Genomic DNA, 26437 nt, shown 5'->3' on the forward strand with positions numbered 1-26437 from the left:
TGCTCACACTGATCCCCATGACTATTATCGCCCGATGAAAACGACCCCTACACCCCATGATGCACTTTTTAAGAATTTTATGACCCAGCCCGCGACGGCCTGTGACCTGCTGGAGTTCCATTTACCGCCTGAATTGCGGCAACTTTGTGACCTGAGCACCTTACGGCTGGAATCGGGCAGTTTTATTGAAAACAACCTGCGCGCTTGCTACTCGGACGTGCTCTACTCGCTCAAAACGACTGCGGGGGACGGTTATGTTTACGCCCTCATTGAACATCAGAGTTCCCCTGATAAACATATGGCTTTTCGCATGATGCGCTACGCTATTGCCGCCATGCAGAGCCACCTGGAAGCGGGGAACGACCAGTTGCCGCTGGTCATTCCCATGTTGTTCTATCATGGCATGGTCACGCCGTATCCATATCCCATGAGCTGGCTGCATGCCTTTAACCAACCCGCACTCGCCGGGAGGTTGTACAGTCGTGACTTCCCGCTGATCGATGTGACGGTAATCCCCGATAACGAAATCATGACCCATCGACGCATTGCTCTGCTGGAACTGTTGCAAAAACATATTCGCCAGCGTGATTTGGCTGAATTATTGGATCAACTGGTCATGCTGATAGCGAGCGGTTACACTACAGAAGATCAGCTAAAAGCGGCGATAAATTACATCATACAGGTTGGCGAAACGGCCGAGCCAGAAGCGTTGATCCGCAGCATGGCCCAGCGCTTACCGCAGCATGAGGAGTCACTGATGACAATTGCACAAAAACTGGAACAAAAAGGTGAAGCCAGAGGCGAGAAGAATGCCACTCTGAAAATTGCCCGAACTATGTTAGCCAATGGTCTTGACCGTGCCACAGTAATGAAAATGACCGGTCTGAGAGAAGAAGAACTGGCACAAATTTGCCATTAAGTGGCTAGCTAAATCCCTACTTTTAACAGGCGATGTTGCCTTAAACGTCGTCTGTTTGCGCTGTTTATTACCCCTTTCCCTTTTTATTTCTTACTCTTTGTTGCCTCATCCATCTTTAACGCATCACCACGATAACCCCCTATTTTTCCACAAAAAATGTTTGTCCTAAAATGATGCTGGTTGATTGCACAGCAGAACGTCGCTGGGCTATAGTTGTAAGTATCCCTACGCGTAAAATAGTTGACTCAGACGGTAGTTCGTTATCCATGCGTGGCATTATTGGATAGCCACGGTTTGCCGCTATTCTGTCCAGCACCCGCGCTGCGCCGGGATATTCAGGTCAATTTCGATAGCCAGAGCCTCGCGGTTAAAATCATCCACGACGTTGAAAGTCCGAAAACGTCGGCCACATGTCAGCGCGTCGCGCATAAAATCAATCGACCAGCTTTGGTTGAGGGCTTCCGGCGTGGCCAGCGGCGCCGGATTACGCACCGGCAGGCGTTGTTTACCTTTACGACGAAAATTCAGTTTTAGCAGACAGTAAATCCGGTGTACACGCTTGTGGTTCCAGGCGTGTCCCTGTCTGCGAAGCACCTGAAAAAGCTTCTTAAATCCGTAGCGGGGATAGCGTTCAGCCGCCTCAGTCAGCCTCTGGATCACCGGTTCATCACGTCGTGTATTCGGTTGATAACGAAACACCGTCCTGCTCAGCGATAACATCCTGCATGCCTGGCGTATGCTCATCGTAAACTGTGTGGTCAGATAGTTGACGAGCTCACGCTTTATCGCTGGTTTTAAAGCTTTTTTTCGATGACGTCTTTCAGCGCACGGTATTCCAGACTCAGATCAGCAAACATCTGCTTCAGACGGCGATTCTCGTCTTCTAGATCTTTGATCTTTTTGATATCAGCGGCTTCCATCCCGCCATATTTCGCCTTCCAGTTGTAATAGCTGGCTTCGGAAATAGCAGCCTCGCGGCACACATCTTTGACGGTCCTACCCGCTTCGACTGATTTCAGGACGGCGATGATCTGGTGCTCGGTGAATCGGATCTTACGCATAAGGATCTCCTCAGGTGACATCATCAGTATGTCGGAAGATCTCTAAAAGTGAATGGGCCGTTTAAGCGGGATACTTACACTAAGGCAGAAACACAAATTAGGAAAGATAGCCTCAGCCTGCGGTCATTATGTGGACAAGGTTTAAATAAAATCACTGTATTTCAATAAGTTAAAGACAAAGAAAAAGGCCGCTTGCGCGGCCTTTTGTTTCGGAAAGAATTCACTCTTTTGGAGTGGCACTCTCTACCCGGCTTTTTAGCTTTTGTCCTGGACGGAAAGTCACCACACGGCGCGCCGTAATAGGAATGTCCTCACCCGTCTTCGGATTACGGCCCGGACGTTGGTTCTTGTCTCGCAGATCAAAATTGCCAAAGCCAGACAGTTTGACCTGTTCGCCATTCTCAAGAGCACGACGAACCTCTTCAAAGAATAACTCAACTAGATCTTTTGCATCTCTTTTGCTAAGCCCAAGCTTTTCAAATAGATGTTCTGACATTTCAGCTTTAGTAAGCGCCATAGGTTCAATCCCTCAAGGATGCTTGGAATCGCTGTTTTAACGCCTCTACACATCTTGCGACGGTCGCGGCGATCTCCTCTTCTTCCAGTGTACGGGCGGTATCCTGCAACACCAGACTAATAGCCAGACTCTTATAACCTTCTGCTACGCCCTTGCCACGGTACACATCAAACAAGTTTACGCCAACTACCTGATTTGCGCCAACTTTCTTACACTCTGCCAAAATATCTTCTGCGGGAACGTTTTCAGCTACCACAACAGCAATATCACGGCGGTTTGCCGGGAAGCGCGAAATTTCGCTCGCTTGAGGCACGGCGCGGTCTGCAAGCTTGTTCCACTGCACTTCAAACACCACAGTGCGACCATTTAGATCCAGCTTACGTTCCAGTTCCGGATGAACTACACCAATGAAACCAATGTGTTCGCCTGATAAATAAATTGCAGCACTCTGCCCAGGATGCAGTGCAGGATGAGCTTCTGCGCGGAACTGAACATCAGATAGTTTGCCAGTAAGTTCCAGAATTGCTTCTAAATCGCCCTTCAAATCATAGAAGTCGATTGGCTGACGCGCCAGATCCCAATGTTCATCATAACGGTGGCCAGTAATGACAGCAGCCAGCATGACATCCTGTCTAACGCCTAAATCTGCTTTATTATCAGGAACAAAGCGTAAGCCACTTTCAAATAAACGCAAGCGAGATTGTTGGCGATTCTGGTTATAAACCACTGCCGACAGTAAACCTGTCAGTAATGACAACCGCATGGCAGACATCTCAATAGAGATTGGGCTTGGCAGGATGAGTGCGTCTTGTTGTGGATGCAGCAATGCCTGCACTTTAGGGTCAACAAAACTGTAAGTAATTGCTTCTTGATAACCGCGATCGACTAAAGCAGTTTTAACGCGCTTGAGTGACAAGTTTGCTTCGCGGTGTTTAGTCATCACCAAATTGGCCTTAATAGGCACATTTGGAATATTGTCATAGCCGTAAATACGTGCAACTTCTTCTACTAAATCTTCTTCGATTTCCATATCGAAACGCCAGCTTGGTGCAATAGCTTGCCAATCAGAACCCTGTTCTGTGACCTGGCAGCCGAGACGGCGTAAAATGTCGCTAACCTGCTCAGCTGGCACAGGATAGCCAATCAAGCGATCCAGTTTCGCGCGATGCAATGTGATTGTGGCGCGTTTGGGTAGATTCTCCGCAGAAGTAACATCAATAACCGGGCCAGCTTCACCGCCGCAGATATCAAGCAACAGGCGCGTCGCACGTTCAATCGCTTTATATTGCAGTTCAGGATCAACCCCTCGCTCATAGCGATGGGAGGCATCGGTGTGCAAACCATAACGACGTGCGCGGCCAGTAATTGACAGTGGGTTGAAGAAAGCAGATTCCAACAGCACGTTGCGCGTTTCTTCATTAACTCCTGAATGCTCGCCGCCAAAAATACCCGCCATCGCCAACGGCTTCTGCTGATCAGCAATAACCAGAGTATCTGCACTCAATTTAACTTTCGTGCCATCCAACAGGGTTAGATCTTCGCCTTCAGTCGCCTGGCGGACAATAATCCCGCCGTCTATTCGGTCTAAGTCAAACGCATGCATCGGTTGACCCAACTCCAATAAGACGAAGTTAGTAATATCGACAACAGGATCGATGGAACGAACTCCGCAACGGCGCAATTTCTCACGCATCCACAATGGAGTGGCAGTCTTGACATTAATACCCTTCACCACGCGGCCCAGATAACGCGGACAAGCTTGTGTGGCATCAACGCGGATCGGAAAACTGTCCTTGAGAGACGATGCTACCGGGGTCATTTCTGGCTCAGTGAGTGGCAGTTTATTTAACACTGCCACATCACGTGCTACACCGATAATACCCAGGCAATCAGCACGGTTTGGTGTGACACTGATTTCGATAGTTTTGTCGTCTAAATTCAGATAATCACGCAGGTTAGCACCAATCGGCGCATCAACAGGCAGTTCAATAATACCGTCGTGGTCTTCGGAAATACCCAGCTCTGAGAAAGAGCACAACATGCCCTCAGATGGCTCGCCGCGTAATTTAGCCGCTTTAATCTTAAAATCACCCGGTAACACAGCGCCCACAGTAGCAACCGCAACTTTCAAGCCCTGACGGCAGTTCGGCGCACCACAAACGATATCTAGCAGGCGATCACCGCCAACGTTGACTTTTGTCACACGTAATTTATCGGCATTTGGATGCTGGCCGCACTCCACCACTTCACCTACGACCACACCATTAAACTCACCGGCTACCGCTTCTACGCCATCAACTTCCAAACCGGCCATGGTAATTTGATGGGCTAAAGCATCACTGCTAATGGCTGGGTTTACCCATTCACGTAACCAAAGTTCACTGAATTTCATGAGATATTCCCGCCTTACTTAAACTGTTTGAGGAAACGCAGATCGTTTTCGAAGAATGCACGCAGATCGGTGACACCGTAACGCAGCATAGTTAAACGCTCCATTCCCATACCGAATGCAAAACCTGAATAAACCTCAGGATCAATGCCTACGTTGCGCAATACATTTGGATGCACCATGCCGCAACCCAGCACTTCCAACCACTTACCATTCTTGCCCATCACATCAACTTCAGCAGACGGCTCGGTAAACGGGAAATAAGACGGGCGGAAGCGGATTTGCAGATCTTCTTCGAAGAAATTACGCAGGAAATCGTGCAAGGTCCCTTTCAAATTGGTAAAGCTGATATCTTTGTCAACAATCAGCCCTTCCATTTGATGGAACATCGGTGTGTGGGTTTGGTCGTAATCATTACGATAAACGCGCCCCGGCACGATAATTCGAATTGGCGGCTGCTGGGCTTTCATGGTGCGAATCTGCACACCTGATGTTTGGGTACGCAACAGTCGGGTGGTATCAAACCAGAACGTATCATGGTCAGCACGAGCGGGGTGATGAGCCGGAATATTCAATGCATCGAAGTTATGATAGTCATCTTCGATTTCTGGACCGGATTCTACTGAAAAACCCAATTCACCAAAGAAAGTTTCAATGCGATCGATAGTACGAGTGACAGGATGCAACCCACCATTTTCCATGCGACGCCCCGGCAAAGAGACATCAATAGTTTCGGCTGCTAATCGGGCATTCAGAACCACTGATTCCAGCTTTTCCTTGCGAGCATTAAGTGCTTCCTGGACTTCTTGTTTAGCCTGATTAATGACTGCGCCTGCTGCCGGGCGTTCTTCCGCTGGCAATTCACGCAGCGATGTCATTTGAAGGGTCAAATGGCCTTTTTTGCCTAGATATTCGACGCGTACCAAATCCAACGCGGCAACATCCTGGGCATCTTCTACGGCTGCTTTAGCTTTGGCAACCAGCTCTGCGAGATGTGGCATTGTTTTCTCTTCCTCTGGCCAATGTGGCCCGCTTATAGTCATATCCTTTGTTCTTGAAGCTGCTGGGGTGTTAGCTACGCTCACTCACCCGAATCACTTACCTATGTAAGCTCATCGGGATTTACTCGCTTGCTGCCTACCAACAACTCCAATAACGTTGGATATAGATAATGAGTTAAAATCCGACAAGTAAACTAAACTTTTCATACAAAATCAATAAGGTACCACATCTGCGACACCCTTACTCTAGTCATCATAAATGCTGTAGAGCAAAAACAAAAAAGCCTCCACGATGGGAGGCTTAGGCGCTATTTTTCGTTTCTATTCTTACGCGCAAGCCTCCTGAAATCAGGCGCTAAAGTAAAAAAAGAAGCGAAAAGTAACTGCATGCATCATAACGATGACCTTTCTACTAATAAACTAAAGATTAAAAGAGGGAGACAAGCTCCCTCTTCAATTCTGACTTACGCCAGAGCTGCTTTCGCTTTTTCGACCAGTGCAGAAAATGCCACTTTGTCAAATACTGCGATGTCAGCCAAGATCTTACGGTCAATTTCAATAGAAGCCTTTTTGAGACCATTAATGAATTTGCTGTAAGACATGTCATTCTGACGAGCTGCTGCGTTGATACGTGCAATCCACAATTGGCGGAATTGACGCTTCCGTTGACGGCGGTCACGGTAGGCGTATTGGCCTGCCTTGATCACTGCCTGGAAAGCAACACGATAAACGCGCGAACGGGCACCATAGTAACCTTTCGCTTGCTTTAAGATTTTTTTGTGACGTGCACGAGCTACCACACCACGTTTTACGCGAGCCATTTACTTCTCCTATCGTCTTAATTCAAACCAAAATTACTTATGCGTATGGCAGACATGCTACGACCAAACCTAGATCGTTCTTAGATACCATGCCTTTTGGACGTAAATGACGTTTACGCTTAGTAGCTTTTTTGGTCAAAATATGACGCAGGTTGGCATGCTTACGCTTAAAACCACCGGCACCGGTTTTTTTGAAGCGCTTAGCGGCGCCGCGTACTGTCTTAATTTTTGGCATTGAATATATCCACTTCGCATTGTTAATTACAACGAGCTAGCTAGGCGAATAGACCTCCTACTTTGCAAGCAAAGAGAGGCCTATTACTTGAATGCCTTACTGTCTCTTCTTAGGTGCGAGCACCATGATCATCTGACGGCCTTCGATACGAGTCGGGAAAGACTCCACTACAGCCAAATCAGAATCCTCAGTCAGATCTTTTTTGACACGGTTAAGAACTTCCATGCCGATCTGTTGGTGCGCCATCTCACGTCCACGGAATCGCAGAGTGATTTTGGCTTTATCGCCATCTTCCAGAAAGCGAATCAGGTTGCGTAGTTTGACCTGATAGTCGCCATCATCGGTACCAGGACGGAATTTGATTTCCTTGACCTGAATGACTTTTTGCTTCTTCTTCTGTTCTTTTGTCGACTTGCTCTTCTCATAGAGGAATTTGCCGTAATCCATAATACGGCAAACCGGCGGTTCGGCATTCGGACTGATTTCTACTAAATCAACACCAGCTTCCTCAGCTTTTTCAAGAGCTTCATTCAGACTGACAATGCCAATCTGCTCACCATCGACGCCTGTTAAGCGAACTTCTGTGGCGCGAATCTCTTTGTTGATGCGATTAGGACGCGCCGGTTGAACTCGTTTTCCGCCTTTAATACTTTATTCCTCCAGTTGATGAAGACTACGGCTGCGAATTTCTGCTAGCAGCTGGTCTACGACCACGTTGACGTCCAAGCTTCCTAAGTCTTTACCGCGGCGGGTACGAACGGCAATCTTGCCTGATTCGACCTCTTTATCGCCACAGACCAACATATATGGAACCCGACGCAACGTATGTTCACGAATTTTAAAGCCAATCTTCTCATTTCTCAAGTCCGCTTTTGCCCTAATTCCTGCATCTTGCAGTTTTTTGGTCACTTGTTGGACATAATCAGACTGACTATCGGTGATATTCATCACCACGACTTGTACCGGAGCTAACCACGTTGGGAAGAAGCCTGCATATTCTTCGGTGAGAATACCGATGAAGCGCTCCATTGACCCCAAAATAGCCCGGTGAATCATTACTGGCACCTGGCGATCGTTATTTTCGCCGATGTAAGACGCACTTAAGCGGCCCGGTAATGAGAAATCGAGCTGTACGGTACCACACTGCCACGCACGATCCAAACAATCATGCAAGGTAAATTCAATTTTCGGACCGTAGAAGGCACCTTCACCCGGCTGATAATCAAATGGAATGCCATTTTCAGTCAGCGCAGCGGCTAAATCGTCTTCAGCACGAGTCCATAGATCATCGCTACCGATACGTTTTTCAGGACGAGTGGACAGCTTAACCACAATCTTCTCGAAGCCAAAGGTGCTGTACATGTCGTACACCATCTTGATGCAGCTGTTCACTTCATCGCGAACCTGCTCTTCAGTACAGAAGATATGTGCATCATCCTGAGTAAAGCCACGCACGCGCATTAAGCCGTGCAGCGCACCTGATGGCTCGTTACGATGGCAGCTGCCGAACTCGGCCATACGCAGTGGCAGGTCACGGTATGACTTCAACCCTTGGTTGAAGATCTGCACATGCCCTGGACAGTTCATTGGCTTGATGCAGTATTCGCGGTTTTCCGACGACGTGGTAAACATATGCTCAGCATAGTTTTCCCAATGCCCGGTTTTTTCCCACAGTACACGGTCCATCATGAATGGCCCTTTAACTTCCTGATACTGGTACTCTTTAAGCTTCATGCGCACAAAAGTTTCCAGCTCACGGAAGATAGTCCAGCCATCATTATGCCAGAACACCATACCGGGTGCTTCTTCCTGCATGTGGTAAAGGTCCAGTTGCTTACCAATCTTACGATGGTCGCGTTTGGCCGCTTCTTCCAGACGTTGCAGATAAGCATTCAGTTGCTTTTTATCACTCCAAGCCGTGCCGTAAATACGTTGCAGCATTTTATTTTTGCTGTCGCCACGCCAATAGGCCCCAGATGTTTTCTGCAATTTAAAGTGATGGCAGAAACGCATATTAGGCACATGCGGGCCACGGCACATATCAACGTATTCTTCATGGTGATATAAACCAGGATGATCATCGCGGCTGATATTCTCATCAAGAATAGCCACTTTATAATCTTCACCACGAGCAGCAAAAGTGTCACGGGCTTCTTGCCAACTGACCTTTTTCTTGATGACGTCATAATCTTTATCGGCCAGCTCATGCATCCGCTTTTCCAGCAGATCCAGATCTTCCTGCGTCAGAGTGCGGTCGATATCAACATCGTAATAGAAACCGTTGTCGATAACTGGGCCGATTGCCATTTTGGTATCTGGCCAAAGTTGCTTGATAGCGTGCCCCAATAAGTGAGCACAAGAATGGCGCAGAATCTCCAGACCTTCAGCATCTTTCGCGGTGATGATAGCCAGTTGCGCATCAGATTCGATAAGATCACTGGCATCAACCAGTTCGCCATTGACTCGGCCAGCAATACAGGCTTTTGCCAGACCGGGGCCGATGTCTAAAGCAACATCAAGGACAGAAACGGCGTGATCATATTGCCGCTGACTGCCGTCAGGAAGGGTAATAACAGGCATTCTAATTCCTTATCTACAGTGGTGACCCACACGACAGATCACATGCAAGACGTAATTATTGTTTAACTTCAAAGAGTTGCGACATCAATTTAACCCACGTTTGTTATATTGGTACGCAACTGTGTACACAGTTTACTTTGTGACACAGTGAGTGTCATAAAGTGGAGTCATATTATCATCACTTAATGCAATGACAATAATACCTGGCGAATAATCTATTAATGCTGCAACCAAACAGTGATAATGATCGTCGACAAAGTTATCATACTTAAACTGCTCTACGATCAGCATAATATCAACACCATATAACTGAGGGTCAACTATTGCAGCGACAACCTGTTACATCCTCCAGAATTTTGTCGATTGGTTATGATCCTGAAAATCGCATGCTGGAGATACAGTTCCGTGAACAAGGGATTTATCAGTATCTAGGTGTCCCGGAACGTGTTCATCAGAATTTTATGTCTGTGGTTTCGAAAGGTCGTTTTTTTGATGGCGTAATAAAAGGCAAATTTTTGTGCCGGAAAATTGGCTAGACAGAAAATAATCAAATAAAAACATATCATTGCACTACGCTGAAACGGTTACTTCTATGACTAGCATTGGCAAAGAAGTCTACCGTTTCAGGAAGTTAATCGCTCATACTCGAAAATTCTCATGTCATAAAATGGCGCCATAAATAAGAAATTGGCACGACAAACAATAATGCCGGTAGAAAATTCACCACTGCAAATATTTTAATTTGCGCAATTCGTAATCCTACTGCGATCATAATAATCCCACCACAGGCAGAAAAATCGGCAAAGGCGATATCATCCATGTAGGGCATAATTAGTTTTGCCAGGAAAACCAATGCAATTTGAATAAGCAATTGAGGAATGGCAATTGCCACCAGCGCAATACCTAGCGAGATGGAAAATATCAGCGCGGTGAAAAAGTCCATCAGAGCTTTGACGAATAGCAACTGAAAATCGCCAGTAATACCTTCTGTTAGAGAACCTACAACTCCCAATCCACTGGCACAAAACAACACAATCATGGCGCTAAAACTTTGCGCAAACTCCTGGGGTGGCAAGGTACTGCGAGAAGGAATGATACGTTCTAACAGTGTGCGGATTTTATTGGCCCCCCCACTTAACCCCCTGTTCCAGTGATAGTAATTCCCCCACCGCGGTCCCAATAATCAATGCCAAAATGACAGCAGGCATAAAGTGCACTTTTACCACCATCACAATACCAATGGAGATGGATGCCAGGGCAAATGTTGCCGGTAATCCCTCTTGTAATCGTTTGGGGACATGGCGGGCGAGTAAGACACCGACGATACCACCAAGGATTATCCCCGCACTGTTAATAAACGGGCCAACCATAGCATGCTCCCAATCGCTAAAATGCGTTCTGATGAGTTAAAATGTGTCTGTTTTAGAATTAGGTATTTCCGGTAATAACTAAAGACAAACGATTGAATCGCCTGAGCAATTTTTTGAAATGTTACGTTTGGCGAAGGGAACCGATTTTATCACACATACAGCAGCCGTCAGTTATGTAAAGGTGTTTATTCTCACCAACAATGATTTACATTATGATCTATTGCTTTTGAGTAGCACTGGGTGTATTGCTATTTCTACAGGAAGTGCCCATAATAAATTTCCGTTTCCGTGTAGCAATGGTTACTGGAACGCCGCCCCGATTGTTTACGCAATCGGGGCGTTTTATTTTTAGCACCTACCGCCTCGACACCGAAAACAACACTCTTTCGCAGTAAATTCCCATCACATCATCCAGCTACGGATTATCACCTCTAAATACTGAACAATAAAATAGATTCTATCCGTTTTTCTTCCGTATTTTGTTGCCTATGATTTGCTCACTGGTCGCTAAATAAAAAGGAGAAATAGGATGAAACAGATTGATGACGTTCTGTCAGGTCTCGAACTTTACTTTCGCCGAACTGATCAACAGTGCACAAAGAAGACACCTTGGTTTACACGTTGGTTATATATTCCGGTAGAGGAAAGGATGCAGATATTGGATGACTTGCTGATGCCATACCCCACCACCGTGCAAAAAAAGAAATAAGCTGTGCGTGTTGGGGGATTGAATAACAGGAAACAAGGGAAATAATGGCCGGGATACACTCACTATCATGAATGCATTTTGGCCAGATCAATTGCAGCTTGAATTGCCGAACGCGCTTGTGGGCTATTTTTCCAACAGCCAGACCCCACCATAGCTGCAGCACTACTAACAATTTCATTCATATCGGCCTGGCCCAATTGCGCCAGCGAAGTAAAACCAAGTTGTTCCAGTCGCGTGACAACTGTCGGCCCTACCCCCTTGACGGCCAACAGCGCGCTACGTTCATTATCAGTAAAACCCATGCCAGCCTCCGTGTGATATCAGTAGACAGTCCAAAAAAGACCCGTTATTTAAAGTAAAACCATGCAGTCGTAATCAACCCATCATTGACTTCAAAGACAGCCATGCTCTCTATGGGTTCATCACTTAACCCATGAATTGTTTCTAAATCAAACACCTTGTTACCCAGCACACTGCGTGAAATCAATTCAGCTCTTAAAACCGGAATATTAAAACGCTGGGTTCGATAGAAGTCGGTTAGTTGCTGTTTCCCCACCAGAGAAGGTGTGGTAGACGGCATTCGATATGCAATAAAAGAATCACTGAAATTTGCCACAAATGCAGTTAAATCATGCTGATTGTAAGCATAAAACTGTTTTTCTACCGGCAATAGTGGATTTGACATAAATCACTCAAATGAATTTAAATTCACAAAAAATGAAAATAAATTCATTTGCTCGGGTTGTCAAACAAAACCCTCAGATGACCGCGATCAAAGCCGCTTCCGGGCTGCATTTTCCGCACTGAAAAACCACAGCTCTGGCAAACGGTGAGGATAAAAGCGAATTTCATAAGTATCTTTGAGTGGCGCCAAACGCCAACGCGGGCGGGCTTCGCGTTTAGGTTTTAAGAAGCGTAAACGGCCTCGGGCTCGTGCCGCTTGGGTATCTAATACCCAGGCAACAGAAGCCGATAATGGCTGACGAATAAATTCATCTTCGACGCTGATATCACAAATGCACAAATCCCTATTCCTTGCAAAAATTGATACTGGCATGATTATACTTAAAATAATTCGAGTTGCAGGAAGGCGGCAAGCAAATAAATCCAATGAGTTGACGCCAGTCAATCATTCGGATGCGAGAGAGCGGCCAACACACATGCAGCTTGAAGTATGAGAGTATATTCTGAATCTGCGGTATTGAACCAACTGTTGCCCGCCAGAGATTTGATCTGCATCACAAACCCTCTTTGTAGCCCATCAGTTGTAGTACCCGTGTCGTGGTATTAACACCAATAACTTGGCGAAACAAAAGCGATATAGCCTTTTACCTAATGTATCGCGTAGAGTGGCAAGGTAAGTAATAATGACGTGTGCGGGCATATGCGCCCGATATACGGCTAATTATCTGATATGTTGTATTTTCATCGGGTAGGTTTGATGTCATTTTCGGAGCAAGATTGATGCAGAGTATTCTCGAATTATTTAAAGCCATTGGCCTGGGCTTAGTGCTCCTATTGCCATTGGCAAACCCATTAACGACAGTGGCTCTATTACTCGGCTTATCCGGCAATATGACCAGCGAAGAGCGGAATCATCAGTCGAAGATGGCGTCAATCTACGTCTTCTTTATTATGACGATTGCATTTTACGCCGGTCAGGTGGTGATGAATACCTTTGGTATTTCTATTCCAGGCCTGCGTATTGCAGGCGGTCTGATTGTGGCATTTATTGGTTTCCGTATGCTTTTCCCACAACAATCAGCGGAAGACACTCAGTTAGAAGCAAAATCACAGGATTTAAAGCAGCGCAAATCAATCAATATTGCCTTTGTACCTTTAGCCATGCCCAGTACTGCCGGGCCAGGTACCATCGCCATGATAATCAGTTCCGCCGCCTCGATAAAAGGTCATGACATGTTCAGCCCATGGGTCGTCACTGTGGCTCCGGTACTGATTTTCCTCAGCGTTTCGCTGATTTTATGGGGTTCGTTGCTCAGTTCAGGCGCAATTATGCGTTGGGTCGGTAAGAGTGGTATTGAGGCAATTTCACGGCTGATGGGGTTCTTGCTGGTCTGCATGGGGGTGCAATTTATTATTAATGGCGTGCTGGATATTATTGCCAATTACCAGCCGGTTGTTGCATAACGCATTATTTAGAATATATACCCTAAATAATTCGAGTTGCAGGCAGGCGGCAAGCGAGAGAACCTGATGAGCTTACTGAAGTAAGTGATTTGGGTGATTGAGTATAAGCCAACGTATATGCAGCTTGCAGTATGACCGGTATGGAAGGAAACGCTAGCCGATGTTTATACTGATGCGATATCCATAAACTACATCGGTTAGCGTTTTAATATTACTCTGACATCGCCCGGTAAGCGGTATCGACTTTCCACAAATAACGTGGCGCTTGTGCGGCCGGATGTTTCTTCTGTATATGCTGATAAAATTCGTTCGGGCTAAGACTATTAATTTTATTCACTGCCAGGCGTTTATCTGAAGAAAACGTCCGCAGCATCGCCCCCGCACCATTGGCATAAGAAACGATAGTTGCATAGCGTAATGTTTGCGGATCACTAATTCCCGCTAACTGCTGATTTTGCAAAATATTGATATAAGCCGTCCCAATATCAATATTCTTCACCGGATCTTTTAATTCACCAGAACTGGGTTGACCATTGCGCCCTTTCATACGGTACGCATCACGACCCGCAGTAGAGGCTTTAATTTGCATCAGCCCTACGGCATTTGAAGTACTCACTACATCAGGATTATAACCAGACTCCACTTGAATAATGGCTTTAATCAAAGTTTCATCAACACCATAATGGCTGGCTGCTTGTTTAATTACATCGCTATACGCAACTGTAGTTGAACCTGCGCTGCTTTTCGGTGCATTCAGGAAACCACCCTCAGGTGCTTTTTTGAACCACCCGTTATTTGCTTGCGGTGGAGGGGTTTGTTTCGCACACCCTGCCAGCAATAAAATTGCCATTAGGCAACCGACTTTTGGATTCACAGTATTCCCCGTGCTGATAAGCCGTTTGGTAGCATATACAAGTTGTCACCTCGTCCAAATAGATTTTTTGGCCTAGTTTGACCATTATCAACATAATGATCAGGCTATATTCGGTAACTATCGGTAAGTTTTAGTTTATTGTATGGCGAGGCTTGACTTCACCCTCAATGATATTGATAATCATTTTCATTTAAAGAAAGGGAACATCGCCATGTTTATTAAGCAAAAAATACCCTACCTGCACTCTATTAGCGGCTTGACGCCTCGTTTTTTACATACCATGACCTTGTTTACAGTCGTGGCAATTTCATTGCTGATGAACACCTCTGCATGGGCAGAAAACCAGCCAAACGATTCAAATAAAAAATTCAAAATTGTGACAACGTTCACAATCATTCAGGATATCGCGCAAAATGTCGCCGGTGATGCTGCCATTGTTGAATCAATCACTAAACCCGGTGCTGAAATTCATGACTATCAGCCGACCCCACGCGACATCGTGAAAGCACAGTCAGCAGACCTGATTTTATGGAATGGCATGAATCTGGAGCGCTGGTTTGAGCGTTTCTTTGAAAATATTAAAGATGTTCCTTCGGCAGTGGTGACTGATGGCATCACACCACTCCCCATTCGTGAAGGGCCTTATAAAGGCATTCCCAACCCTCATGCCTGGATGTCACCGTCAAACGCATTGATCTATATTGAAAATATTCGCAAGGCACTGGTCGAGCACGATCCTGCTCATGCTGAGACTTACAATCGCAATGCCAAAGCCTACGCAGAAAAAATTGCGGCATTGGATGCCCCGCTGCGCGAGCGTTTATCCCGAATTCCGCAAGAACAGCGCTGGCTGGTCACCAGTGAAGGCGCTTTTAGCTATCTGGCAAAAGATTATGGCTTCAAAGAGGTTTATTTATGGCCAATCAATGCTGAAGAGCAAGGCTCACCGCAGCAGGTGCGTCGTGTCATTGATACCATGCGCACCAATAAAATCCCGGTAATATTTAGTGAAAGCACTATTTCTGATAAACCCGCCAGGCAAGTCAGCAAAGAAACCGGTGCGCAATACGGTGGGGTGTTATATGTTGATTCTTTATCGAATGAGAAAGGACCCGTTCCTACTTATATCGATTTGATTAACACCACAGTGCAAACTATCGCGAAAGGATTTGGTCAATGAACACTGCTGTTTTTGTCCGCCCGGAGTTGATAGTAGATAACGTCACTGTCACCTATAACAATGGGCATACTGCCATTTACGACGCCAGTTTCTCACTAATGGGTGGGACTATCTGCGCACTGGTCGGCGTCAACGGGAGCGGTAAATCTACCCTGTTTAAAAGCATCATGGGGCAAGTGAAGCCCAGTGTGGGCAAAGTAGAACTGAGCAATAAGCCAATTAGCCATGCATTAAAGCAAAATACTATTGCCTACGTTCCGCAGACGGAAGATGTAGACTGGAATTTTCCGGTATTAGTCGAAGACGTTGTCATGATGGGCCGCTACGGGAAAATGAATTTTTTGCGCATTCCGAGTCGCGAAGATAAAGCCATTGTTGATAAGGCTATTGAGCGGGTCGGATTAACCGCATTGCGTTCACGTCAGATAGGCGAACTGTCCGGCGGGCAGAAAAAACGCGTGTTTCTGGCGCGAGCACTGGCCCAGCAAGGTACTGTATTGCTGCTAGATGAGCCATTCACCGGTGTTGATGTCAAAACGGAAAATGCCATCATAGATTTGTTGCGGGCGTTGCGTGATGAAGGTCACCTGATTTTGGTTTCGACCCACAACCTCGGCAGTGTGCCAGAGTTTTGTGATCATGTGATTCTGATTAATCAAACGGTACTGGCCGCAGGCCCAACAGAAACCACCTTTACTCAAAAGAACCTGGAAATGACCTTTGGTGGCGTACTGCGCCATATCAACCTGTCGGGGAACACGCTGCACGACGATAATGATCCACGCACTGTGACAGTCATCACCGATGACGAGCGCCCAGCGGTATTTTATGGTCATACCAAAAATGATCCACCGGCACAAAGCCAGTCGAAGGAGAGCAATCCCTGATGCTGGAAATCTTACTGCAACCCTTTAACTACAATTACATGGTCAAGGCCATTTGGGTCAGCGCGATTGTTGGTGCCGTCTGTGCTTTCTTATCCGCTTATTTAATGCTGAAAGGCTGGTCGCTGATGGGGGATGCGCTCTCTCACTCCGTGGTACCCGGCGTCGCTGGCGCGTATGCCCTCGGCCTGCCCTATGCAGCAGGGGCATTCTTTACCGGTATGCTCGCCGCATTGGCAATGACTTTAGTGCGCCACATCACTCGCCTGCGTGAAGATGCCATTATCGGTTTTATCTTCTCCACCTTCTTTGCCGTCGGGCTGCTCATTGTTTCGCTCAATCCCACCTCGGTCAATGTGCAGTCGATCATTTTCGGCAATATTTTGGGCATCGCCGATGAAGATGTGCTGCAAGTCGAAATCATTATTTTGATCTCTTTTGTGATTTTGTGTCTGATTTGGAAAGATTTGCTGGCAGTGTTTTTCGATGAAAGTCATGCCATGTCAATTGGTTTGTCACCACTGCGCTTAAAGATTTTATTCTTCACCTTATTAAGTGCTTGTACGGTGGCGGCGTTGCAAACTGTCGGGGCGATTCTGGTAATTGCTATGGTCGTCACACCGGGTGCCACCGCCTACTTGCTGACAGACCGTTTCAGCCGTTTGCTGGTGATAGCGATTGCCATCGGCGCATTTACCAGCGCCTTTGGTGCCTATCTCAGTTTCTATCTTGATGGCGCAACAGGTGGAGTTATCGTCACCTTACAAACCGTCGTGTTCCTACTGGCCTTTTTCTTCGCCCCCAAACACGGTTTATTGGCGACGCGCTATCAATCGCGTCAGAAGCGCCGTCACCCTGCGGCCTCTCACCCGGAGGATAATGCATGAACACATTGTTCAGTCTGGTGAGCGAACCGTTCGCCTATCCTTTTATGCAACGGGCGATAGTCGCCGCGATTATCACCGGTGTGGTGTGCGCGGTGTTATCTTGCTACCTGGTATTAAAAGGTTGGTCATTAATGGGAGATGCCATCTCTCACGCCGTGTTACCGGGCATAGTGTTGGCCTTTTGGCTCGGTATCCCATTGGTTATCGGTGCTTTTGTCTCGGGGATCTTTTGTGCGGTCGCCACGGGCTACTTAAAAGAAAACAGTCGGGTTAAAGAAGATACCGTTATGGGGATTGTCTTCTCTGGCATGTTCGCTTTCGGCCTGGTGCTATTTTCTCGCATGGATACCGATCAGCACCTGAGCCATATTTTGTTCGGTAATATGCTGGGTATTTCGCTAGCGGAACTGAAGCAAACGCTGTGGATCGCCGGCTTCACATTGTTAGTTGTGCTATTAAAACGTAAAGACTTCATGCTGTACTGTTTTGACCCAAACCATGCCCGCGTCATTGGGTTACCGGTTAAGTTATTGCACTATGGTTTACTCTGTTTGCTGGCATTAACTATCGTGGCTTCATTACAGGCGGTGGGGGTTATTTTAGTTATCGCTATGTTGATAGCACCCGGCATTATCGCCTTTATGGTTTGTCGCAGTTTTGATCAAATGTTAGTTGTAGCTACTGTCGTTTCGGTGGTCGCGTGCGTATTAGGCACCTTAATCAGCTTCCATATTGATGGCGCTACGGGGCCTTGCATTGTCATTATTCAGGCACTGTTCTTTGTTATTGCGCTTATTTATAACCATATGACTAAAGGCCATCCAATAGCCTTAAAGGTCAAAGATGATAGTGTTAAAAACGCACCAAAAGGTAAGCTGCTATAATAAATTGAGCTTTACTCTATATCCTAAATAATTAGCTCAATCCGTCTTTTATTTGATCCGGCATGGGTATCCTTTGTGCATAGGCTCTTGTTCTATGCACTATAAAAAAGCTAACCTAATATTCTGTATTCAGGGCATTGGATTACAGGTAAGCAGCAAGCGAACCACTCTTCCATTACTCAAGATGAAGGGCAAATACCCAAAATAATTCGAGTTACAGGAAGGCGGCAACTGAGTGACAAATCGGTGATAACCGATTTGAACAGCATTTATGCTAGCCCATCGGGTGAGCCTCACAGAGGCTCATTAATCCCCAAGAGCTGACATAAGTCAGGACTGGGGTAAGGGAAGGCAGCCAACGCACATGTAGCTTGAAGTATGCAGGGTATAACTGGCAGCTGATAGGGGGTACATCATGTGGCAAGCAGTGAATCGTCTGTTAAGTGAATATCTTGGGCCGGCTGAAATTAGGGAAAGAACCGAACTTCCCGGCGGAGATATTCATCAAGCCTGGCGCCTCAGCTATGGCGAAACTGAGGTTTTTGTCAAATGCGATACCCGTGAAATGCTGCCGATATTTACCGCCGAGGCAGATCAACTCTCTTTATTGTCCCGCAGTAAAACGGTTCGGGTGCCAGAAGTCTATGGTGTCGGCAGTGATCGTGAATACAGTTTCTTGCTACTCGAATATCTTCCGCTTAAACCATTAGATGCTCACAGTGCCTATTGTTTGGGGCAACAATTAGCCCATTTACATCAATGGAGTGAACAACTTCAATTTGGGCTGGATTTTGATAATGATTTAGCCACCACGCCACAACCTAATAGTTGGCAACGCCGCTGGGCACAATTTTTCGCGGAACAGCGTATCGGCTGGCAATTACAATTGGCCGCCGAGAAAGGCATGTTATTTGGTGATATTGATCATATAACCCAATTGGTGCAAGAGCGTTTACAGAGCCATCAGCCGCAGCCTTCGTTATTACATGGTGATTTATGGCCAGCGAACTGTGCTGCCAGCATCAATGGCCCGGTTATTTTTGATCCCGCCTGCTATTGGGGTGACCGCGAATGTGACCTTGCCATGTTGCCGCTCTACCCTACACTTCCGGCACAGATTTATGATGGCTATCAGAGTATCTGGTCGCTCCCTGTCGGCTTTATTGAACGCCAGCCTATTTATCAACTTTATTACCTACTGAACCGCAGTAACTTATTCGGTGGTCAACATTGGATTAATGCGCAGAAAGCTGTGGAGCAACTGCTGCATCCCGAAAAGTTTTAGTCTGCTCGTTGTCCGTCAATAGCACCCTGTGAGTTGGATATCTAACTCACAGGGTGTTTTTTATGCCAGCAACATTCTGCAATAAATGACTTTTTCTAAAAAAGTATGAACCAAACCACATATTAGATGCATTCCTTCCGTCTAATAATGACCGTAAACCCTGTTCTTTTTTGCCAGCGACAATTCCCGTTAAAAAGCGCTTACTTAAATAAAATCAAGAGCCTTCATTAAGGAAATACAACTCTCCTTAATAGGGACTCTATTGCCAATAATTGGGAGCCATACCATGGTAGATATCCGCGAGTGGGAAAACCTTGCTAATAAAGAACTCAACCGGCGAGGAAAAAAAATCGATGATTTAGTTACCCAAACACCGGAAGGTATTGCGGTCAAACCGCTATATACCGCCAGTGATCTGGATGGACTGGAAGTGACCGGCTCCCTTCCTGGTATGGCTCCTTACGTCAGGGGGCCGAGAGCCACCATGTACGCAGCGCAACCCTGGACCATTCGTCAGTATGCTGGTTTTTCAACCGCTAAAGAGTCAAATGCCTTTTATCGCAGAAATCTGGCGGCGGGGCAAAAAGGGCTTTCAGTTGCCTTTGACCTGGCGACTCACCGCGGTTACGACTCCGACAATCCACGCGTTTCTGGTGATGTAGGGAAAGCAGGAGTGGCAATTGATAGCGTCGAAGATATGAAAGTCTTATTCGACCAAATCCCACTGGATAAAATGTCGGTCTCAATGACCATGAATGGCGCAGTGCTGCCCATTATGGCGTTTTACATTGTCGCCGCTGAAGAACAAGGTGTGGCTCCAGCGCTACTCACCGGTACTATTCAAAACGATATTCTGAAAGAGTATTTGTGCCGCAATACCTATATTTATCCGCCCAAACCCTCCATGCGCATTATTTCAGACATTATTGCCTGGAGTTCACAAAATATGCCGCGCTTTAATACCATTAGTATCAGTGGCTACCACATGGGGGAAGCCGGGGCTAACTGTGTACAGCAAGTGGCCTTTACTATCGCCGATGGCATTGAATACATCAAAGCCGCGCTGAAAGCCGGTTTAAATATCGATGACTTTGCCCCTCGCCTCTCCTTCTTCTTCGGCATTGGCATGGATTTGTTTATGAATATCGCCATGTTGCGGGCTGCGCGCTATCTCTGGAGTGAAGCGGTAAGCCAATTTGGTGCCACTGACCCTAAATCTTTGGCGCTACGCACCCATTGTCAGACATCAGGCTGGAGTCTGACCGAGCAAGACCCGTATAACAATATCATTCGCACCACCATTGAAGCGCTGGGAGCAACCCTCGGCGGCACCCAATCCTTGCATACCAACGCTTTTGATGAAGCCCTCGGCTTACCCACTGATTTCTCAGCACGTATTGCGCGTAACACGCAAATTATCATTCAAGAAGAGTCAGAAATTTGCCGCACCATTGACCCATTAGCAGGCTCATATTTTGTCGAGTCACTGACCGATCAAATGGTCAAACAAGCACGCAAAATCATTCAACAAATTGATGATGTGGGCGGAATGGCCAAAGCGATTGAGGTCGGGCTGCCCAAACGCATGATTGAAGAAGCCTCCGCGGGTGAGCAATCACTGATTGATCAAGGCAAGCGCGTTATTGTCGGGGTGAATAAATACAAGCTAGAGCAAGAAGCGGAAACGCCAGTGTTGGAAATCGACAACATCAAAGTGCGCAATGAACAAATTGCCCAGTTGAAAGATATCCGCGCCCGTCGTGACAATGTGGCAGTGCAACAGGCATTAGCACAATTGCGCCATGCCGCCGGGCATAATGAAAATCTGTTGGAAGCGGCAGTTCAGGCTGCACGATTACGGGCAACGTTAGGGGAGATTTCAGATGCCATGGAGACCGAGTTTGACCGCTATCTGGTGCCAAGCGAATGCGTGACCGGGGTGATTGCCCACAGCTATCATCAAAATGAAAACGATGCACAAGAGTTTGATCAAATCCTCGCACAAACTCAGCACTTCCTTGAACAAAATGGTCGGCACCCAAGAATTCTGATTGCCAAGATGGGTCAAGATGGCCACGACCGTGGCGCGAAAGTGATTGCCAGTGCCTATTCTGATCTTGGCTTTGATGTCGATCTTAGCCCCATGTTCTCCACACCGGAAGAAATCGCCCGACTGGCGGTCGAAAATGATGTCCATGTCATTGGTGCGTCATCACTGGCAGCTGGCCATAAGACCTTGATTCCTGAATTGGTCGAGGCATTACGCCAATATAACCGCCAAGATATCTGCGTGGTCGCGGGCGGTGTCATTCCTCCACAAGACTACGCCTTCTTACGTGAGCGCGGTGTTGCCGCCATTTATGGGCCGGGCACCCCGATGCTTGCCAGTGTGCGTGATGTCTTGAAACTGATCAGTGCCCGTCATGATTAATGCTGACAATCTGGATGATTACATCCAACGTTTACGCCGAGGGGAGCGGGCTGCACTGGCGCAAGCCATGACACTGGTAGAAAGCAGCCTACCCCAACATCAAACATTAAGTGCCCGACTGCTGGACAGCATTATGCCCGATACCGGACAAGCCAAACGGCTTGGCGTCACCGGTACTCCGGGGGCGGGCAAAAGCACTTTTCTTGAAGCGTTAGGAGAGGAGTTGTTGGCACAAGGCCACAAAGTGGCGGTAATAGCCGTCGATCCCAGCAGCCCGGTCAGCGGCGGCAGCATTTTAGGGGACAAAACCCGCATGCTGAATTTATCGCGCGCTGAGCATGCGTTTGTCCGGCCCGTCCCCTCCCGGGGGCATCTTGGCGGTATCAGTCAGAGTACCCGCGAACTGATTTTACTTTGTGAAGCCGCGGGTTATGACATCGTTATTGTTGAAACCGTCGGAGTTGGGCAATCAGAAACTGAAGTCGCCGCAATGGTGGACTGCTTTCTCTCACTGCAAATTGCCGGAGGGGGGGACGATCTGCAAGGTATCAAGAAAGGCATTATGGAAATGGCTGATTTTATCGTCATCAATAAAGATGATGGCGAGAATCATATCAATGTCGATATTGCCCGCCATATGTATCACAGCGCACTGAATATCATCCGCCGAAAATACCCGGCATGGCAACCCCTCGTCCTAAGCTGTAGCGCGCTGGAAAAACGGGGAATTCGCGAAGTTTGGCAAGCCATACAGACCTTTTGGCCGGTGATGACCCAAAGTGGGCAGTTGGCAACCTTACGTCAGCAACAGAATGCAGCTTGGGTTCGTCACCAAATCGAGGCCAATGCGCTGGCAGCTCTGTTTTCCCGCCCCGATATCCACCAGCGCTATCAGCAAATGGAAGCCCTGCTGCAACAAAATCAAATTTCGCCTCGGGCCGGCATTAGCACTGTCACTCATTTTATTACGCAAAAAATTTTCAATTAAAGGGATAACAATTATGTCTTATCAGTATGTCAAAGTGTTGATTGCCAATCGGGTTGGCATTATTGAGTTCAACCATGCCCGCAAGTTGAACGCATTAAGTAAAGTGTTTATGGATGATTTGATGCTAGCGCTGCACGACCTCAATAATACCGATATCCGTTGCATTATTTTGCGCGCCGCCGAAGGCTCAAAAGTGTTCTCTGCCGGCCATGATATCCACGAACTCCCCACCGGCCGACGTGACCCGCTTTCCTATGACGACCCGTTACGCCAAATCACCCGCGCTATCCAAAAATATCCTAAACCGATCATCTCAATGGTTGAAGGCAGTGTCTGGGGCGGCGCATTCGAGATGATCATGAGTTCAGATATCATTATTGCTTGTAGTAACTCGACCTTTTCCATGACCCCCGTGAATCTGGGCGTGCCCTATAACCTGGTGGGTATCCACAACCTTATCCGTGATGCCGGTTTTCACATTGTCAAAGAGCTGATTTTTACCGCCGCACCTATCACTGCCGAACGCGCCTTGTCCGTGGGCATTCTCAATCATGTGGTTGAACCCAGCGAACTGGAAGATTTCACTTTGAAACTGGCGCACGTTATTTCTGAAAAAGCGCCGCTGGCAATTGCCGTGATCAAAGAAGAACTGCGTGTTTTAGGGGAAGCCCATACCATGAATTCCGATGAGTTTGAACGCATTCAAGGCATGCGCCGTGCGGTCTACGACAGCAATGACTACCAAGAGGGCATGAGCGCCTTTATGGAGAAACGTAAACCTAACTTTCTTGGACGTTAACCCTGAGCAGCTAAAGGATTTCGCTATGAAACGGTCATATTGCAGATTGACGGCTGATGAGGCCGCCGAGTGTATCGAGCATGGGAATATGGTGGTGTTCAGTGGTTTTACCCCGGCGGGAGCGCCCAAAGTGCTGCCCGCGGCCATTGCCAAACGCGCTATAGCGCACCACCAACAGCAGAAAGAGTTTCAAATCCGCTTACTGACTGGCGCATCAATCAGTGCTCAGGCTGATGATGAATTAGCCGCAGCCGAGGCTGTCGTCTGGCGTGCGCCTTATCAAACCGCTTCACTATTGCGGGAAAAAATTAACCAAGGCTCGGTTAGCTTTGTTGATTTGCACCTGAGTGAAGTGGCGCAAATGGTTAACTATGGTTTCTTCGGTGATATTGACGTGGCGGTGATTGAGGCCTCAGCCATCACCGCCGATGGGAAGGTTTATCTCACCAGCGGCATGGGTAACTCACCGGTGTTTTTGCATAAAGCCAAGAAAATCATCATCGAATTAAATCATTATCACAGCCCTCGGGTCGCCGAATTGGCCGATATTGTTATGCTGGGTGCCCCACCTCGGCGCAATACTCTGCCGATATTCCATACTCTGGATAAGGTGGGCCAACCTTATGTGCAGGTTGATCCCGCCAGGATTGTCGGCATTGTCGAAACTGAGCTGCCGGATGCCAGTAATAGCCTTGATCGCGAAAATCCATTGTGTGAGAAAATTGCCGACAATGTGGTGAGTTTCTTGCTGAATGAACTGAAATTAGGCCGTATTCCGCCCGAGTTTCTTCCACTGCAAAGCGGAGTCGGTAACATCAATAATGCAGTGATGAAACGCCTTGGGGAAAATCCCGACATTCCGCCGTTTATGATGTATTCAGAGGTGTTACAGGAATCGGTGGCGCAGTTGTTAGAGACAGAAAAAGTACTGGGTGTCAGTGCCTCGAGCTTAACCATTTCACCTGCCACACTGAAAAAAATCTATGACAATATGGACTTCTTCTCCAGCCGAATTGTTTTGCGTCCACAGGAGATTTCAAACAACCCAGAAATCATTCGCCGCTTAGGGGTGATTGCCCTCAATGTGGGATTGGAGTTTGATATTTATGGCCATGCCAATTCGACCCATGTCGCGGGTACCGAATTGGTTAACGGCATTGGCGGCAGTGGCGATTTTGAGCGCAATGCCTATCTCTCCATCTTTATGGCCCCCTCTATTGTCAAAGGTGGCAAAGTCTCCACCATTGTGCCGATGTGTACTCATGTCGATCATAGTGAGCACAGCGTCAAAGTTATTGTTACCGAACAAGGTGTTGCGGATTTACGCGGCTTGTCGCCGATACAACGTGCCGTGGCGATTATCAATAACTGCGCCCATCCGATGTATCGCGACTATTTGCATCACTACCTGGCACAGGCCAAAGGGGGGCATTTACATCACGACCTGGCCCAGGCATTTCGGCTACATCAAAACTTATTTGAATATGGTTCCATGCTCGCGCCTTAATCGCCATCACGATCCGAATGGATATAGCCCATGACTTGTTCTATATGGTGATTATTCTTGAGTGAATAGAGATACTCGCGCATATACATGGGCTGATTTGGCGCATCGAAATATTTAAGTTTTGCCGGATTCACTAACCGATAAGCAAACTGTGGGACGACGGTCAGAAACTGCCCCTGCTCGACCGCACTGATTTTTGCCATAAAACTGTAAGGGCGATAAATAATGGTCGGGTTAATCCCAATGGAACGGAAATGCGCATCTAATAAGGATTCAAAATTAGCCCGATTCTGAAATCGCATTTGCAGCCACGGTAACGTATTCAGAAGCTCCAACGATTGGCAATTTTCAAAACGACGCGAAACCAAAAAGCCGAGTCGCAATAATGGCAGTTCCGTGGTTTGCAAACTATCAATATGCGTCACCCGCGGCGAGGCTTGTTGCGGGGAAATAATAAAATCCACCCGCCTGTCGAGTAAATCATCTATCACACTGTTTTCACTGAACTCGAAAGGCTGAGCCGTCACCCCATCATACTTATCACTGAGGCTGAATAACTGATCGAAAATGATGGTGGGATAGGTGTTATCAATGCCAATAACGATATTTTTTTGCCGCTGCGACAGTGAGACAATGGTATTGTCAATCGCCGATAGCCGTTGATAAATAGGAAATAATTCTTGATAAAGTTCCTGACCCGCTTTGTTTAAACTGATGCTCTTTTCATTACGGGTAAACAGCGCATATCCCACTAACTCTTCCAGGGCCGCAATACTCTTACCAAAAGGTGACGCGGTCATATGTAATTTTTCTGCCGCTTTGGCCATGCTGTTGGTTTGGGCCAAAATAATAAAATTACGCATTTTCTTTGAAATAAAAACGTTCATGACTTGACTGATGTAACAGAGGAAATAGTGCTACAGCATAAGGGAATCACCACAGCAATATTGTGAGTGCAGGACAACTCT

26 protein-coding genes, 2 pseudogenes and 1 other annotated feature are annotated in these 26437 nt (G+C 47.0%); of the genes and pseudogenes, 13 read left to right on the plus strand and 15 right to left on the minus strand.

Features of this window, described 5'->3' with window-relative positions:
- Positions 1–34 precede the first annotated feature (34 nt).
- A complete protein-coding gene (locus FGL26_RS05635) occupies positions 35–919 on the plus strand; it encodes an Rpn family recombination-promoting nuclease/putative transposase (protein ID WP_072075853.1) in 885 nt (294 codons plus the stop codon).
- Between the two features lie 259 nt (positions 920–1178).
- Here the strand turns inward: FGL26_RS05635 and FGL26_RS05640 are convergent.
- The 9 genes and pseudogenes from FGL26_RS05640 to thrS form a co-directional block, all read right to left on the minus strand.
- Positions 1179–1980 (minus strand): annotated as a pseudogene (locus tag FGL26_RS05640) (IS3 family transposase); the annotation flags it as partial.
- A 220-nt stretch (positions 1981–2200) separates the two neighbouring features.
- Positions 2201–2497 carry an integration host factor subunit alpha gene (gene ihfA, locus FGL26_RS05645; RefSeq protein WP_002211830.1) on the minus strand — a complete coding sequence of 99 codons (297 nt, stop codon included), beginning with the start codon at positions 2495–2497 and terminating at the stop codon, positions 2201–2203.
- Between the two features lie 4 nt (positions 2498–2501).
- Positions 2502–4889, minus strand: coding sequence for a phenylalanine--tRNA ligase subunit beta (gene pheT, locus FGL26_RS05650; protein WP_005170082.1), 2388 nt, complete (start codon positions 4887–4889; stop codon positions 2502–2504).
- Positions 4890–4903: 14 nt separating this feature from the next.
- A complete protein-coding gene (pheS, locus tag FGL26_RS05655; RefSeq protein WP_005161570.1) occupies positions 4904–5887 on the minus strand; it encodes a phenylalanine--tRNA ligase subunit alpha in 984 nt (327 codons plus the stop codon).
- Between the two features lie 274 nt (positions 5888–6161).
- Positions 6162–6284, minus strand: a sequence feature (Phe leader region).
- Positions 6236–6283 carry a pheST operon leader peptide PheM gene (gene pheM / locus FGL26_RS21915; protein ID WP_152414234.1) on the minus strand — a complete coding sequence of 16 codons (48 nt, stop codon included), beginning with the start codon at positions 6281–6283 and terminating at the stop codon, positions 6236–6238. Its footprint overlaps the feature before it by 48 nt.
- A 67-nt stretch (positions 6285–6351) precedes the next feature.
- On the minus strand, positions 6352–6708 hold the full coding sequence (gene rplT / locus FGL26_RS05665) for a 50S ribosomal protein L20 (protein ID WP_004393357.1): 357 nt from the start codon (positions 6706–6708) through the stop codon (positions 6352–6354).
- Between the two features lie 37 nt (positions 6709–6745).
- Positions 6746–6943 (minus strand): 50S ribosomal protein L35, encoded by a 198-nt coding sequence (gene rpmI, locus FGL26_RS05670; RefSeq protein WP_004713020.1) that lies wholly within the window; start codon positions 6941–6943, stop codon positions 6746–6748.
- 96 nt (positions 6944–7039) lie between these two features.
- Positions 7040–7591 carry a translation initiation factor IF-3 gene (infC, locus tag FGL26_RS05675; RefSeq protein WP_011816226.1) on the minus strand — a complete coding sequence of 184 codons (552 nt, stop codon included), beginning with the start codon at positions 7589–7591 and terminating at the stop codon, positions 7040–7042.
- A 3-nt stretch (positions 7592–7594) separates the two neighbouring features.
- Positions 7595–9523, minus strand: a complete 1929-nt coding sequence (gene thrS, locus FGL26_RS05680) for a threonine--tRNA ligase (RefSeq protein ID WP_005170086.1) — start codon at positions 9521–9523, stop codon at positions 7595–7597.
- Between the two features lie 323 nt (positions 9524–9846).
- Between thrS and FGL26_RS05685 the strand changes: the two genes are divergently transcribed.
- Entirely contained in the window at positions 9847–10059 is a 213-nt protein-coding gene (locus FGL26_RS05685) for a KTSC domain-containing protein (protein WP_005161573.1), read from the plus strand.
- A 119-nt stretch (positions 10060–10178) separates the two neighbouring features.
- Here the strand turns inward: FGL26_RS05685 and FGL26_RS05690 are convergent.
- Positions 10179–10893, minus strand: a pseudogene (locus tag FGL26_RS05690) (DUF554 domain-containing protein).
- Between the two features lie 529 nt (positions 10894–11422).
- On the opposite strand from FGL26_RS05690, the gene FGL26_RS05700 reads away from it, so the two are divergent.
- A complete protein-coding gene (locus FGL26_RS05700; protein WP_005161579.1) occupies positions 11423–11602 on the plus strand; it encodes a hypothetical protein in 180 nt (59 codons plus the stop codon).
- 65 nt (positions 11603–11667) lie between these two features.
- Here the strand turns inward: FGL26_RS05700 and FGL26_RS05705 are convergent, their stop codons facing one another.
- From FGL26_RS05705 to FGL26_RS05715, 3 genes are all read right to left on the minus strand, one after another.
- Positions 11668–11904, minus strand: coding sequence for a hypothetical protein (locus tag FGL26_RS05705; RefSeq protein WP_005170100.1), 237 nt, complete (start codon positions 11902–11904; stop codon positions 11668–11670).
- A 44-nt stretch (positions 11905–11948) separates the two neighbouring features.
- On the minus strand, positions 11949–12287 hold the full coding sequence (locus FGL26_RS05710; RefSeq protein WP_005170103.1) for a nuclear transport factor 2 family protein: 339 nt from the start codon (positions 12285–12287) through the stop codon (positions 11949–11951).
- A gap of 87 nt (positions 12288–12374) precedes the next feature.
- A complete protein-coding gene (locus FGL26_RS05715) occupies positions 12375–12626 on the minus strand; it encodes a hypothetical protein (protein ID WP_005161584.1) in 252 nt (83 codons plus the stop codon).
- Between the two features lie 440 nt (positions 12627–13066).
- On the opposite strand from FGL26_RS05715, the gene FGL26_RS05720 reads away from it, so the two are divergent.
- Positions 13067–13750 carry a MarC family NAAT transporter gene (locus FGL26_RS05720; protein ID WP_005161586.1) on the plus strand — a complete coding sequence of 228 codons (684 nt, stop codon included), beginning with the start codon at positions 13067–13069 and terminating at the stop codon, positions 13748–13750.
- 211 nt (positions 13751–13961) lie between these two features.
- On the opposite strand, the gene FGL26_RS05725 is transcribed toward FGL26_RS05720, so the two are convergent.
- Positions 13962–14624: a transglycosylase SLT domain-containing protein gene (locus tag FGL26_RS05725; protein ID WP_005170108.1), complete on the minus strand. Its 663-nt coding sequence runs from the start codon at positions 14622–14624 to the stop codon at positions 13962–13964.
- 211 nt (positions 14625–14835) lie between these two features.
- Here FGL26_RS05725 and yfeA point away from each other — a divergent pair, with 211 nt between their 5' ends.
- The 9 genes from yfeA (at position 14836) to scpC (ending at position 25469) form a co-directional block, all read left to right on the plus strand.
- On the plus strand, positions 14836–15804 hold the full coding sequence (gene yfeA, locus FGL26_RS05730) for an iron/manganese ABC transporter substrate-binding protein YfeA (protein WP_005170110.1): 969 nt from the start codon (positions 14836–14838) through the stop codon (positions 15802–15804).
- Positions 15801–16691, plus strand: coding sequence for an iron/manganese ABC transporter ATP-binding protein YfeB (gene yfeB, locus FGL26_RS05735; protein WP_005170112.1), 891 nt, complete (start codon positions 15801–15803; stop codon positions 16689–16691). The genes yfeA and yfeB overlap by 4 nt, the downstream gene beginning before the upstream one ends.
- A complete protein-coding gene (gene yfeC, locus FGL26_RS05740; protein WP_005170114.1) occupies positions 16691–17575 on the plus strand; it encodes an iron/manganese ABC transporter permease subunit YfeC in 885 nt (294 codons plus the stop codon). The genes yfeB and yfeC overlap by 1 nt, the downstream gene beginning before the upstream one ends.
- Entirely contained in the window at positions 17572–18459 is an 888-nt protein-coding gene (gene yfeD / locus FGL26_RS05745) for an iron/manganese ABC transporter permease subunit YfeD (protein WP_005170116.1), read from the plus strand. Before yfeC ends, yfeD begins: the two co-directional genes overlap by 4 nt.
- A 415-nt stretch (positions 18460–18874) precedes the next feature.
- A complete protein-coding gene (locus tag FGL26_RS05750; protein ID WP_005170122.1) occupies positions 18875–19744 on the plus strand; it encodes a fructosamine kinase family protein in 870 nt (289 codons plus the stop codon).
- 286 nt (positions 19745–20030) lie between these two features.
- Positions 20031–22175, plus strand: a complete 2145-nt coding sequence (gene scpA / locus FGL26_RS05755; protein WP_032908426.1) for a methylmalonyl-CoA mutase — start codon at positions 20031–20033, stop codon at positions 22173–22175.
- Complete coding sequence (gene meaB, locus FGL26_RS05760) at positions 22168–23163, plus strand: methylmalonyl Co-A mutase-associated GTPase MeaB (protein WP_005170128.1); 996 nt, start codon at positions 22168–22170, stop codon at positions 23161–23163. The genes scpA and meaB overlap by 8 nt, the downstream gene beginning before the upstream one ends.
- Before the next feature lie 13 nt (positions 23164–23176).
- The gene (scpB, locus tag FGL26_RS05765) at positions 23177–23962 is read left to right on the plus strand and encodes a methylmalonyl-CoA decarboxylase (protein ID WP_005170131.1); all 786 of its coding nucleotides are present in this window, start codon (positions 23177–23179) and stop codon (positions 23960–23962) included.
- Positions 23963–23987: 25 nt separating this feature from the next.
- The gene (gene scpC, locus FGL26_RS05770; RefSeq protein WP_032908427.1) at positions 23988–25469 is read left to right on the plus strand and encodes a succinyl-CoA:acetate CoA-transferase ScpC; all 1482 of its coding nucleotides are present in this window, start codon (positions 23988–23990) and stop codon (positions 25467–25469) included.
- Here the strand turns inward: scpC and srsR are convergent.
- Positions 25466–26356 carry a LysR family transcriptional regulator SrsR gene (gene srsR, locus FGL26_RS05775; RefSeq protein ID WP_005161637.1) on the minus strand — a complete coding sequence of 297 codons (891 nt, stop codon included), beginning with the start codon at positions 26354–26356 and terminating at the stop codon, positions 25466–25468. The genes scpC and srsR overlap by 4 nt on opposite strands.
- Between the last annotated feature and the right edge of the window lie 81 nt (positions 26357–26437).

Origin of the sequence: Yersinia enterocolitica subsp. enterocolitica, assembly GCF_901472495.1 — a bacterium.
GTDB lineage: Bacteria > Pseudomonadota > Gammaproteobacteria > Enterobacterales > Enterobacteriaceae > Yersinia > Yersinia enterocolitica.